This is a genomic window from Ancylothrix sp. D3o, assembly GCF_025370775.1.
In the GTDB taxonomy this organism is placed as follows: Bacteria; Cyanobacteriota; Cyanobacteriia; order Cyanobacteriales; family Oscillatoriaceae; genus Ancylothrix.
The window spans coordinates 5,131-19,025 of sequence record NZ_JAMXEX010000010.1; the positions used below are offsets into that span (position 1 = coordinate 5,131).

Consider the following 13,895-nt stretch of genomic DNA (forward strand, 5'->3'; position numbering starts at 1 on the left):
ATGGGATCTGGTGTTGGTGTGGGTGTTGGTGTGGGTGTTGGTGTGGCAGTAAAAATTGGGGAAGAAGAGGGGGAAACTAATAGACGACTATCTACGTTTTTTAAGATAACTAAAAATTGCTCACTGTCGTCTTCTCGCACTAAAGAAATGATGGTGTCAGCGCTATTTTTTTCGCTTCCTTGATAAATTTTTATGTCTTCAAAAGTTAAACCATCACTTAAAGAAAGCAGATCAACACCAAAATTAAAATCGGTAATAATCGCGGCTTCTGCAAGGGTAAAACCACCGCTATTTTTGCCAAAAATAAAGGTGTCTTCGTCTGCGCCACCGCTGAGAATATCGGCACCGCTATCTGTAGTTAATGTGTCTTTTCCGCTACCGCCAAAAAGCCGGTCATTTTCTAAACCTCCTCGCAAGTAATCATTGCCTAAATCTCCATATAAAACATCATTTCCTTTGCCGCCTTCGAGGCTGTCATCGCCAGTATTTCCTAGCAAAATATCGCTGTCTAATCCACCAAAAATTAAGTCTGATCCGCCGTCGCCATAAATGATATCGTCTCCACTATCGCCGGTGAGAGTATCGTCACCTTCTTTGCAATAAAAAACGTCTCTTTCTGCGGTACCGAGGAGAGAGTCAAAATTTTGGGTGCCGGTGATTATTGCCATAATTTTGTGTTATTTTTGGGTAGGGTGAGTATAACCCACCAAATCATGCCGGTGGGCAGAGGATCGGCATACAATACAGGGGAGAAATAAAAATGAATGTCGCTACAAAGTGGGCATTTTTACCATTTTTGGGGTTATTTTTTGCCGATATCGCGCAATCACAACCCCTAATACCGGCACCCGATGGCACCGGCACATCCATCAATTCTTCTGTCAACCAATTTAACATTACTGGCGGACAGTTATCGGCGGATGGCGTTAATCTTTTTCACAGCTTCACGCGGTTTAATGTGGATTACGGAAAGGTAGCAAATTTTGTTTCCAATCCTTCAATCCAAAATATTTTAACGCGCATCAATGGCGGGGACGTCTCCTATATTAATGGAATCATTCAACTGACTGGCGGAAATAGTAATTTGTTCCTAATGAATCCTGCCGGTATTGTCTTTGGCAAAGGCGCTGCTTTGAATGTGCCGGCAGATTTTACCGCCACAACTGCTACCGCTATCGGGTTTAATAATGGTTGGTTTGATAGCAGCGACACAAACAATTACAGCGCACTGATTGGTACACCAAATAGCTTTTATTTTGCTTTATCACAACCGGCCCCAATTGTCAATTTAGGAAACTTAACAATTGCCACCCAAAATAATTTAAATTTATTGGCGGGAACCGTATTAAGCACCGGCACCCTCAATGCACCCCAAGGTAATCTTATCATCGCTACAGTTGCCGGTCAAAATACTCTTAAAATTTCGCAACCAGGACATCTTTTAAGCTTAGAATTAAATCCTTCTTCTATACCCAATCCCCAATCCCCAATCCCCAATCCCCAATCGCTACCACAGTTGCTCACCGGCGGTAATATTTTGCAAGCAAATCAATTCAAAATCAATCCCGATGGTAGCATTCAATTAACAAATTCTGATGTTTTTATTCAGCCTGGTGATATCTTCGCACAAAATTTGTCGGCACAAAATGCCCACTTATTATCAACCTCAAATCTCACATTAAGTGCGACAGGCATCTTGCCTGCCACCTTACAATTCCACACCACCGGCAACCTCAGCCTCAAAGCCGCTAATACTGTGCGAATTAGAGACAGCGCCACTTCTCCCCTCAGCATCCAGGCGGGAGGCGACTTATTGATTCAGGGTAACGAAAGTATAGATATATTAGCACTTAATCATCCGGGGATACCGTTTCAAAGCGGCGGAAATCTCACATTAGTGAGTGACGGGGCAATTTCCGGGGATTCACATTTTGCCGCAGGAGGCAATTTTTCAATATTAAATCTATCAGGAAATAGCGGCCAATTTGTAAGTTTATATGACCCTATTATTCGCGCTAATGGCGATGTTATTTTTGGAGATTATACGGGAGTATCTCTTAAAATTGAAGCCAAAGGAAGCATTACTGGCGGCGATATTACCATCACTGCACCCGATCTAACTCTTGCCGGTTCTTCCACAGATCCAGACATTGAAATTTTAACCAGCCGGCCAGCATTAATATTACGTTCTGATGTCGAAAACTTCACTCCTAATAATGCAGAAATTTCCCCTCAACCAAACTTTACTTTAACAGAACAACCAATTACAACCGGCATTACTGTTAACAATATTATCATCAATAATCCAGATACTCCAGAAAACCCTGGTGGGCCGGTTATTTTTTCCGCAAAAGGGCCCATTACCGCCGCTTCAATTGATAGCAAAGGCGGAGAAATTAACCTCAATAGTGCTAATAGTACCTTGGAAATTGCCGCTAGTTTAAACAGTGGTGGCGGCGATGTTTTAGTTAGCGCCCAAAACAATATTACCTTAGCCGATATTTTCACAAACGGCGCAAATTTAACCCTCACCAGTAGCGGTTCAATTGATACAAAAGCCGGCAATTTAGACACCACATCTGTTAACGGTGGCGGCGATATTACTATTAACAGCGCCCAAAACTTAACCACCGGCAATTTGTTAACCAACAGCGGCAATATTACCATTTCTGCCAACAGCATCGACACCACCACCGGCACCCTCACCACCCAAACCGGCACCATTTCTCTGACATCAGAAAACGATTTAAACACCGCCGGAATATCTAGCAACGAGGGAGATATTGTTTTAACCAGTAACAACGGTTCAATTAACACAACTGCCGGCACTCTCAGCGGAAACAATATTACAATTGCCGCAGAAATAAACCTTTCTGTCGGTTCGATTATTAGCAGATCCGGCAATATTAATTTAACAACAGCAGCGGGAGATATTGATACAAGAAAAGACTCCATAACCGGAAATTCAATTACTATCAATAGCGGCTTTAATATCTTCACAAACACCTTAACTGCCGAAGGGGGAAATATCAACCTAACTGCCACCAATGAAATTGATACAACCGGAGGCATTCTTAACACATCTTCTGCCACCGGCAACAGCGGAAATATTATCATAACCGCACCCGGAAATATAACAACCGGCAATATAAACGCCAATTCTCAAAACAACAACGCCGCTGGTATTTTCTTGCAAAGTAATAGCGGCGCAGTCAACACCGGCAACCTTTTTGCCACCGGCATAAATGGCGGAGAAATCAGAGTTTTTTCGATAGAACCGGCAACATTAGGAAACCTGGATGTTAGCGCGATTAACCCAATTTTAGAAAATGTCACTTCCAGAGGAGGAAATATTACTCTTAGTTCAAATTCTAACATTTTGGTTAATACAATTAATGCTCAAGGCGCAATTGGAGGAAACGTTATAATTGGTACTGCTGGCTTATTTCGTGCCGGTGGAACATTTCAAGATCAAAATAACATTTCTGCCAGTATTTCTGCGGCGGGCACTACCACCCAAGGATCAATTACAATCCGTCATAACGGCGGATGTGGCGAAATTAATTGCACTCCCACCGCGCCTTTTTTCATCGGATTAAACGCCCAAAATGGCACTCAAGGTGCGATAACAACCAGTGCCCAAAATAGCATCTTGCCGGTGCAAATTTTTAACGAAACTTACAACCAAGGCAATATCGCAATTATTACCGCCACTCCCCCACAACCAGAACCAGAACCCACACCAAATCCATCACCCCAACCCATAGAAAATCCCCCAAATAACCAGGCAAATATTACCCAAAATCAATTTCAAATAGACTTTGAAGGTAAACCCATTCCCCTGTATCGAAACTTGGATTTATCAACCCTAGAAAACTTGCAAGCAAGAGGGTTAAGGAATTTTGAAGAAAATGCTATTTTGGGTAGAAGTATTCTGCGCTTGGAAATTGAAAACTTACTTGAACAAAATCAACCAGAAGACGCAGTTGTATTGCTGGAAAAATTACGTCGCCAAGAATTTGAACAACACTTTAATCGCTTATTTGAACAAAGTTTTAGCATAGAAACCATCAACAGCGTTCGAGATAAACTGAGAGAATTGGCTGCACAAACCGGCACCAAACCGGCAATTATTTATTCATTTGTGGGAAACAAACAATTAGAATTAGTTGCCGTAACATTTAACGGTCAAGTGTACCATCAAAGTGTGCCAGAAGCCAATGAAGAAACACTTTTTCAAGCTGCTGATAAATTTAGGGCTGCAATTTCTAACCAACTACAACTAAGAACCCAGAATTATTTACCCAGCAGTCAACAACTTTATAACTTGTTAATTGCACCCATCGAACCATCTTTACAAAGCCAACAAATTGACACATTATTACTATCAATGGATGGCAGACTGCGTTCTGTGCCGGTTGCCGCACTCCACGATAATCAGCAATTTTTAATAGAGAAATATCGCCTTAGTTTAGTGCCAAGTTTAAACTTAACCAATACCCGTATTACTGATATCAAATCTAGCCCTGTTTTGGCAATGGGTGCATCAAATTTTCAAACCTTACCGCAGTTGCCAGCAGTGCCGGTGGAGGTATCTGCTATTGCAAATCAACTGCGAACCGGCAAAGAATTTATTAATGAAAACTTTACTTTAGAAAATTTAAGCAGCCAACATGAAACCGGCAATTATGGCATTATTCACTTAGCCACACATGGAGAATTTGAACCCGGAGAGCCAAAAAACTCCTATATTCAACTCTGGGATACCCAACTTAGTTTAGATCGTTTACGACAATTGCAGTTAAATAGTCCGCAGGTGAATTTATTAGTATTAAGCGCTTGTCGTACCGCCTTGGGAGACGAAAAAGCCGAATTGGGTTTTGCCGGTTTAGCTGTGCAAAGTGGCGTTAATAGTGCATTGGCGAGTTTATGGTATGTTTCCGATGCCGGCACCTTAGCACTCATGCTTGAATTTTATCGCCAACTTAATCAAAATCCTATCAAAGCTGAGGCATTACGTCAGGCACAATTAAGTTTAATTCGCGGTGATGTTCGCATTGAAAAAGGCCGGTTATTTATTCCAGATTTGCCTAATTCTGTTACATTGCCCCCCGAATTAGCCCAATTAGAAAACATCAATTTTAGTCATCCTTTTTATTGGTCAGGTTTTACCCTCATTGGTAGTCCTTGGTGATGCGAGATTGGTAATTAGGAATTAGGGCTTAAATTTGCTATGTAGACAGATACCGCCCTCATTTAAGTAGAAGCACTTAATTATTTGTAGGATGGGTAGAGCGTAAGCGATACCCATCAAAGCGTCGAGAGTGTTGGGTTTCGTTCCTCTACCCAACCTACATTACATATAGAGTTTAATTAAGTTGACTTACTTATCGCTGTTTTCCAAAACTACGCCACAAAGCCAACAACCCCAAACCCACCGCCAAACCCACCGCCGTCAGCGCCACCGGCACAACCGCAGCATGACGCACTGCAATCGCCACAAACGCCCAAACAAACACCAAATTAAACGCAATATCATTTCGCTTAAAAGTCACAAATCCAGCCAAAAAAGCGCCCACCAGCAACATAATAATCGTCCAAATTTCCGGGGCAATTCCCCCCCCATTCCACCCCGCCGCATAAAGCGCCGAAGCCACATTTAAAATCGTAGCTACACTAATCCAACCCAAATAAATACTAATAGGAATATAAACCAGCCAATTTTCTTTATTTCCCACCCTCTCTTTGCCAATTTTAAGCTGCTGATAAAGGGCAATCAAAGCTCCCAAAATCACCACCATTGCAACCACAGAAGCCGCAAAAAAACTATATTGAAACAAAAACACCCAAGCAATTTGAGCAACACTTGCCAGCGTAATCAAATAACCGCCGCGAGACAAGCGATAATTTTGCTGTTGCGCCGGCAACAAATGATAAACCCCAAAACAAATCAACCCGGAATAAATCAGCCCCCAAATAGCAAACGCATAATTTGCCGGCAAAAACAAAACATTTCTAAAAGTCGTATTCGCAATTTGCCCAATATTTACCCCATTTGGAGGCGCAAGATTGGAATAAATATTCATTCCAAAAGCAGCGAGAATCGCCAAAAAATTAACCCACCGGCGCAGAATTTCCGAATTAAAACGTCCAGAAAGTGTATTCATATACATTTATTATCTTGACGAACCTCAACTTCATCTTCACACCACCGGCCCCATTTCAACTTCCCTCTTAGGTGAGAAACCCGGTTTCACTGTAAATATTTCCTTTAAAATCTACAGTTTGTCATATAAAACCCGTTTCTTTGCTTAACTTCAACTTCCGTCTTTAGGGAGAGTAATTCACACTAAAATAAAACCCATTATCCTGAGCATTATTTCCACGATCATCTAAATCTACCAAAGGTAAAGCATAATCAAGGCGCACAAACATACCAGGCAATACCTCCCACAAAACCCCCACACCAGCCCCCGCAATAAACTTTTGCGAAGGCAAAGTATTCGGGTTTCCTCCCACATTTCTCACCGCACCTAAATCAACAAAAGGAGCAATTTGTAAAACCGGCAAACCGCTGGTTTCATCTCGTTGGATCGTAATCCGATTTTCCGCAGAAAAACGAAACCCAACATCCCCAGAGCGAGCATTTTGCCGATAGCCACGCACCGACAAACCCCCCCCAATTACAAACTGTTGAGACGGCAACAAACTATCAGGAGTAAGCTGAATATCCCCTTGCAAAATCAACAAATTATTTTCATTTAAACGCTGCACCCTTTGCACCTGCCCCGTCCAACTGATAAACCGGCTATCAGGAACCGGCTCATCATTCACAGTCCCATTCAACAAACCCGTCCCCAAATTAAACTGAGAACGCAACGCCCAAGCCCCCGAAATATCCCGGCGAATATAATCTTGACCAAACTTAAAAATACTTGTGCGCGTAATTCCCTCCTCATCGGGCCCACTGCCAAAAGGAAAACCAACACCGGCCAAAAATGTCTGACTTTTTTGATGGCTAAAACCCACAGATAAAGCAAATTCTTCTATCGGTGAACGCACCAAAGGTTGGCGATAACTTATTTCATAAAGTTCGGAATTGCCTTGAATATCAAACTCCCGAAACTCCTCTTGAATTACCGCATTATTATTCGGTGCAAAGCGAAATTGTAGAGTGCCATTCATCGCATTAACCGGCACCCGATAACTCAAATCATAAACATTCGACTCACCCAAAGCCCGATAATAAGACGCAGCAAATTCATCACCAATTCCCGTAACATTGCGATAAAGCAAACTCGCCCCAACTCGTTCAGAACCCACAGAAGGCGGCGAATAATTATCAATACTAAAATTAGTAATTAGTGAATCAGCCTCAGTCACCCGCACCGTTAAAATACTTTCCCCCACATTTTCACCGGCCCGCAAACTCGCTTCTACATTTTCAAAAAGTGGGTCAATTCGTAATAACCGCAATTGATTTTCTAAAGCCGCCGTTGACAGAGGACTCGCCGCCCCCAACATCAAACGCGAACGGATATACTCAGGATTTAAACGTTGGGTTCCCTCCACATCAATTCGGGCTAAACTGCCTTCGATAACCCGAATATTTACCACCCCATTTCTGATAGTTTGCGCGTCCAAAACAGCACGAGACGTAATATAACCTCGTTGCAAATAAAGCTGAGTGATGGCGTCAGCAACTTTTCTCAATTCATCAAGCGTAACCGCCGTACCTTCCACCGGCCCCGTAATAGCATTCAATTCTTCCGGCCCAAAAAGACTACTGCCGGTCACTTCAATTTTGTTAATTTGCACCCGTTGCACATCCCCCGAAGGCGGCGTTTGCAGCGGCGGCGGCGTTTGCAGCGGCGGTTGAGGTTCAGACGGTTGAGAAGGTTCAGGAAGCGGTTGCGGGAAGCGGTCACGGTTGGGATCTGGCCCTGGATTTATCGGTGGTGCCGGTGGCGTTTGTTGAGCAAATTGGCGATTTTCATTATTTAAAACTTTCTCAAATATGTGATTATCATTTTCCTCAAAAGCCTCAATTTTTGGGGTCTTTATTAGCAGTTTTGATTCCTCAAACTCAGCATTCAGCACAGCTGCCTTTACACTCAGGCCGGTGAGCAAAACTCCACTATTTACAGACACCACACACCCAACCAAACCAACCTTTGAACGCCAGTGCATCTAATTTTTTTACCCCTTTTTTTTAAACTTGTTTTACAACTCATCTTAAAATTATTCAAGCCTTCAGATAATTAAAAACCAGCCTAATTATCCCTTTTTACAAACAGCAGGGTGCGTTAAATAACGCACCCCAAAAGCTTACCTACTTCTCAAGACATTCTCTCCCATTTGATCAGAAGCCTGCTTTCTATCTTCTGCCCATCAATTGGATGCCTTATAATTGATAAACTCCGCAGTCGCCAAATTACCAAGCTCCACAGAATTGAGCAGTGCTTGCCACTCTTTTTCAATGTTATCTTTTCCGGGGTTTTTGCTTCTTAATTGGGCAAGAGCAGCCACCGCATCGTACCACATTCCCTCCCGCTCAAATAATCCAGGCAACTTTTCAGGAGTATTTTTAGCAGCCATTTGAATTTCTTGTTCCAGAGAACCGCTTAACGCTTGACGTTGAACCCATCCACCCCGAATAATACTAGCTTCTCGTGCATTTGGTTTGCAGACCAAAGCAAACGACCAATAATAACTTTTTCCTACTTCCAACGCCGCCGTTTTTTCCGGTAAAGTAACACTGATAATCCCGCTTTTACCTGTCAGATTGAAAGTGGTTTTATAAACTTCCTTTTCCTCTGTTTGGGGATTATTTGCATCGGGATATTGCGAGATAGTAAACTCCATTGGCAGAGCAATTCCTTCCGGCACATACAAATAAAAAGAAGGCTGTCCCAAAGACGTTATCCCCGCGTCAGTTTTGGGGCTGAGGGCCGTAAGCTGTTCCGAACCATTCGGGCAAGGGCCTCGCACACCGCCGCCTTCTTGCCGGCCCCCCGGCAGTCCCCGATTTGGCGGGTTAAAAGCATTCCAATTCCCCCGTATTTGCTGACTTATTAAAGTAGATTGTGAAGCTTGTTGTGCCAGTACAACCGTAGAAAAACCTGTGCTGACACTGACTCCCAAGGAAACGGCCAACGACAGAGGAATGAATTGCAAAAGAGATTTCGTCCTAGCCATAATTAAATACCAGCCTTTAGCTGAATCGTAATAATTTTAAACAGTCGCGGGATTCCAGACAATCATTTTACTGAGGCATTGCAATCAACTACCTCAATACTAACTCGATTTCCTGAAGGGTCAAGCCCAAATTTTAAGCCGCCACACCGACCACACCCGCACCCCGACTCAAAAAAAATTGTCTGCAACCTGCTACCATTGTCCCTGAGATTTGCAATAATTTTTGCTTATTGACAAATTTTACCCATGCACCATACTTAGAAAATTTTAAAGCCTTGAGTCCCACCATGTCCGTAACAACCGCCACTCAACATATTCGCAAAGACGATATCATGGCTAGAGAGTTGTCAAACCAGCCACTTACAAGGCTCAACTAAAATAGGCAGGAAAGGTTCATAAAACTCAACCCAACCGGCCCAACTAACGCTTTTTTATTCGATGACTTATTTTTCACCTTCACCCATCAGGTTAAAATGGCTTATTTTTCCCCCAAACAAAACCCCCCTTTTGGCACCATTAGACCCTATGGTGCCTATGCACTGCAAGGCATCACATTTTCGGGAGATAATTTAATTGCTATAGACTCAGTACGCGGCTATCTTTTAGAAATCGATATTACCACCGAAAACACAACGATTTTAAACCCCTATAAGGCCGCAGACTTTACCGATGTCACCGGCATTGCTCTTTGGGAAGACACCCTCTGGTACACCCGCGACGAGCAAGTATTATTCACCAAATTATCAGATTTGCAACCGCAAGTTTTTGCCAGTTTGCCCTACCGTGTAGATGGGGTAGCAGTATGGGAATCTACCGTTTATGTCACCTGTCAAAGAGCAGGTTATATCTTCATATTTAACCGCAAAACCGGCACCCAAATCACAAAATTTTATGCCCCCGGAATTGGCAGAGAAAACATCACCGTCCGGGGTGAAGAATTGTGGGTAAGTGACCAAACAGAACAAACAGTTTATTGCATGGATCGGGCCACCGGCGAAATTATTTACAGCGTTTTAACGCCTTTTGATTCGCCCACCGGCCTCGCATTTTATCCTAACCGCCAAAACCATGAAAATTTACTTTATGTGGCCTATGCCGGCGAAGAAGCCTATATCCGAGATGATCCAAATTCTCCCGATCCCCACCAGCTTACATTCCGCGACCGCACGTTTATTCACCCGCTTTATTGTCACTACGACAAAGCCAATAAAGTTGGGCTTTCCAATGGATATTTAATTGAAGTATCCTACGTCGAAGAACTCTCTCCCCTCGAAGAAATTTTTCTCGAAAATTTAGAATGGCGAATTGCCCTTCCATCTAACACTTTGCGGCAAAAAGTCCGGCATATTGAAGCGGTGGGGATGCCCTTTACAGAAGAAATTGTTGATGGGGAAAAAATCGCTGTTTTTAAATTTAATACTCTCAAACCAAATGAAGCGCGATTATTTGGATGGAAAGCCTTAATTGAAGTCCACAGCATTAAGTATAACCTCACTCCCCGTGATGTCGAAAAACAGTCATCCTTGCCGCCAAATTTTGAGCGGTATTTGGTGGATAATGATAATTTGGCAATGGATACGGAAACTGTCCGCCGCGCCGCCGCCGAAGCCATTGGCACCGAAACTAATTTGTTGCGAAAAGTTTTGAGCATTCGTAATTATGTTTATGACAAGCTTTCCTATGGCATCAAACCTCACATAGATACCCCGGATATTGCCTTAGAAAGGGGCGTGGGTTCCTGTGGCGAATATGTGGGAATTTTACTGGCATTGATGCGTTTAAATGGCATTCCTTGCCGAACAATTGGCAGGTATAAATGTCCCCCCTATGCGGATCGATTTTTGGTGCCATTGATGCCAGATTATAATCATGTGTGGATAGAATTTTATCTGCCTGATGTTGGTTGGGTTCCAATGGAATCAAACCCTGATGATATCCAAGAAGGCGGCCCTTATCCTTTGCGGTTTTTTATGGGGTTAGCCTGGTATCATATTGAAATTGGCAAAGGCTTAAAATTTGCCGGTTTAACAATCAATGGCGGGCCGGTGGATAAGGAAAATGTCTCAATTGGTGAACTGGCAATCAATCACGTCCGCTTCAAAATTTTACAAGAAATACCGCCGCTGTAGGGCGATGTTTTGCCCACCGGCCTGATAATGGTGGGCAAAGTTTAAAAAGCCGGTGGGATAATAGAGTGGATTTTTAATATAATTGAGAGTGGTGGGCATAGCCTACACAAATAAACAATCACTACCCTAACTCTCACCGGACAACAATCAAAAATCCCCAAATATTATGGAGAATACAACTTTTTCTGTTTTGGTTTATTTAGCCTTGGGTTTAATGCTAATCGTCACCTGCGGAGTTGCTTATTTAACGGCGGCGGAATGGACAGATCGTCGGCGCCAAATGAAAGAGAAAAAAGAACGTCGTAAAGCCTAATTTTCAACCCGGTTTTTTTGAATAAAAACCGGGTTATTTTTGTCTTAAGCCGGAGTCATTGAACCACTCATAGTATCAGCGAAAGTCTTAATAAAGTCACTTTCTGAGAAGTTTGCTGCTTGTACCCCCACCACTGTTGCTACTAATTCATTTCTAAACTGAGGTTCAGCAGGTTGGTTATTTTTTCCACCTCCAGGGAGAGTAGCTTCAATGGGAATTTTCACATAAATTTCAGAAGCCCCTTCATTTCCTTGCTGGAAAACTAAATTTTCAAAGGTTAAATCTCCTAAATAGAAAAAGTCAGCGCCCCGCAAGAAATCTTCCACTCGATCTACACCGCCAACCTGAAGGGCAATCGTATCACTTCCATCACCACCAATAATAGAATCATTTCCTACATCGCCAAAAATTGTATCATTTCCAGACTCTCCAAAAATACTATCATTGCCTTGTCCGCCATAAAACACATCTCCTAAAGAAGCGCCGCGAAGGGTATCATCTCCCAAGTTCCCATAGAGGGTATCGCTACCAACAACTCCGGCGACAGAATCATTACTTAAACCGGCAATAATTGTATCATCACTATAATTGCCATAAATTAAATCGTTGCCATCTCCTCCATATAAATTATCGTTATTTGAACCGCCAATAATGGTATCATTTCCTTGACCGGCACTGAGGGTATCGTCGCCTAATTCACCAAACAAAAGATCGGCATCTTGACCGCCAAAACCTTGATCATTTCCGTCTGCACCAAACAGGGTATCATTACCAAGATTGCCATTAAAAAGGTCATTGCCGGTGCCACCATTAATTAAATCGCCATCTTTTCCGCCAAACAAAAAATCATCCTCACCTTCTCCTAAAATCGTATCAATGCCGAGATTTCCAAATAAAGTATCGCTGCCGGCAGAACCATTTACAGCATCATTCCCGCCGCCGGCAATGGCATAATCACCACCAATTCCGCCCACCAAAACATCATTTCCAGCAGCGCTTAAAAGCGTATCGTTTCCATCATCGCCTTGTATATAATTGGCGGTTCCTTCTCCCGCATCCATATAATCATTACCGCTACCTCCTAGCAAATTATCATCGCCACTTCTAGCAAGTAAAATATCATCGCCGCTATCGCCAGATACAGCATTATTTCCCTCACCGCCATCAAGATAATCGTTATCTTGTCCACCGGCCAGAAAATCATTGCCACCCTGTCCTAAAATTGTATCAATACCTAAATCGCCCTCCAGCCGATCGTTGCCATCTCCACCATCAATAAAATCGCTATCTAAACCACCAAAAGCTGTATCATCTCCGTTGCTACCATAAATCGAATCATTACCGCGTTCGCCATTCAAAACATCGTTATCTTGGCCGCCTAAAATAATATCATTTCCTAAATCGGCAAAAATGACATCGTTGCCTTGATTTCCTCCTAAAGTATCATCTCCTGGTTGACCATCAATTAAATCATCACCAGCTAAACCAAGGATATAATCAGTGGCAATATTGCCGGCCAGGGTATCATTTAATTGTCCGCCAACAATGCTATTAGCGCCTTCGGTGCCGGTGAGAGAGTTTGGATCTGTGGGGTTGCCAGGAATAACGTTGCCGGTGTCAGAAACGGCGCGTTTGGCAACAACTGCTGTCCAATAATAGCTGCGGTTAAATGTGCCGGTGTCGTTGGGAAGTAAATAAAATCCCACGCCAATATTATCAACATCAGGTTTAAGTAAATTAGCGCCTTCGGCATTACTAAACCAATAACTTACAACTTCTTCTGGGGTGGTTTGACCGGCAGCAATATTTTGTGCATAAGTTGTGAAATCATAGCCCGCATTTTTAATTCTACTGGCCGGTGAGGAACCGTTCGAGCCATTCTGAGCAAAAAAGTCATTCAGCGCCATATCTGTGCTTTGTAGTTGCGCTGCATTGCCAAGTTGGGTATCAATCGCCAGCGGTAACAGGCCGAAGCGACTGCGCTGTAAATTAATTAAAGCGACAATTTGGGTAGTTAATTCTAAGTTAGCCATGTTCAAGTTTGCTCCTTGTAACATTTTCTATATTACTTGCGACTTTATAGCGTAGCTTAAGGTGCCGGAAAATAGTTTAGGGTTGTTTAAGGTTTGCGCTGTCGGGATCGGGAACCGAACTAGCCGAAGGGCATTTTTTCAGGGGGGCCGGTTTGGCCGCCAACTTTAAAAAGGCTATAACTAGCCTAATTATTAGTGATGTTTTTAGTGTTTATCCCCTGC

The 13,895-nt window shown here is 43.0% G+C and carries 9 protein-coding genes; 3 read left to right on the plus strand and 6 right to left on the minus strand.

Features of this window, described 5'->3' with window-relative positions; all coding sequences use genetic code 11:
- Positions 1-668 (minus strand): calcium-binding protein (locus NG798_RS16865; protein WP_317619609.1); only part of this gene is annotated, 668 nt, incomplete at its 3' end.
- A 92-nt stretch (positions 669-760) separates the two neighbouring features.
- Here NG798_RS16865 and NG798_RS16870 point away from each other — a divergent pair.
- Positions 761-5,194, plus strand: a complete 4,434-nt coding sequence (locus tag NG798_RS16870) for a CHAT domain-containing protein (RefSeq protein WP_261224857.1) — start codon at positions 761-763, stop codon at positions 5,192-5,194.
- Positions 5,195-5,387: 193 nt separating this feature from the next.
- Here the strand turns inward: NG798_RS16870 and NG798_RS16875 are convergent, their stop codons facing one another.
- The 4 genes from NG798_RS16875 to NG798_RS16890 all read right to left on the minus strand — a co-directional run bounded on the left by NG798_RS16875 (position 5,388) and on the right by NG798_RS16890 (position 9,505).
- Positions 5,388-6,167, minus strand: a complete 780-nt coding sequence (locus tag NG798_RS16875; protein WP_261224858.1) for a tryptophan-rich sensory protein — start codon at positions 6,165-6,167, stop codon at positions 5,388-5,390.
- A 163-nt stretch (positions 6,168-6,330) separates the two neighbouring features.
- A complete protein-coding gene (locus NG798_RS16880; protein ID WP_261224859.1) occupies positions 6,331-8,190 on the minus strand; it encodes a ShlB/FhaC/HecB family hemolysin secretion/activation protein in 1,860 nt (619 codons plus the stop codon).
- A 201-nt stretch (positions 8,191-8,391) separates the two neighbouring features.
- Positions 8,392-9,198, minus strand: coding sequence for a DUF928 domain-containing protein (locus NG798_RS16885; protein ID WP_261224860.1), 807 nt, complete (start codon positions 9,196-9,198; stop codon positions 8,392-8,394).
- A 133-nt stretch (positions 9,199-9,331) separates the two neighbouring features.
- Positions 9,332-9,505, minus strand: a complete 174-nt coding sequence (locus tag NG798_RS16890; RefSeq protein WP_261224861.1) for a hypothetical protein — start codon at positions 9,503-9,505, stop codon at positions 9,332-9,334.
- A gap of 166 nt (positions 9,506-9,671) precedes the next feature.
- On the opposite strand from NG798_RS16890, the gene NG798_RS16895 reads away from it, so the two are divergent.
- Both NG798_RS16895 and NG798_RS16900 read left to right on the plus strand, forming a co-directional pair.
- Positions 9,672-11,327, plus strand: a complete 1,656-nt coding sequence (locus tag NG798_RS16895; RefSeq protein WP_261224862.1) for a transglutaminase family protein — start codon at positions 9,672-9,674, stop codon at positions 11,325-11,327.
- A gap of 166 nt (positions 11,328-11,493) precedes the next feature.
- Positions 11,494-11,640, plus strand: coding sequence for a hypothetical protein (locus NG798_RS16900; protein ID WP_261224863.1), 147 nt, complete (start codon positions 11,494-11,496; stop codon positions 11,638-11,640).
- A gap of 44 nt (positions 11,641-11,684) precedes the next feature.
- Here the strand turns inward: NG798_RS16900 and NG798_RS16905 are convergent, their stop codons facing one another.
- A complete protein-coding gene (locus NG798_RS16905; RefSeq protein ID WP_261224864.1) occupies positions 11,685-13,673 on the minus strand; it encodes a CAP domain-containing protein in 1,989 nt (662 codons plus the stop codon).
- Positions 13,674-13,895 lie beyond the last annotated feature (222 nt).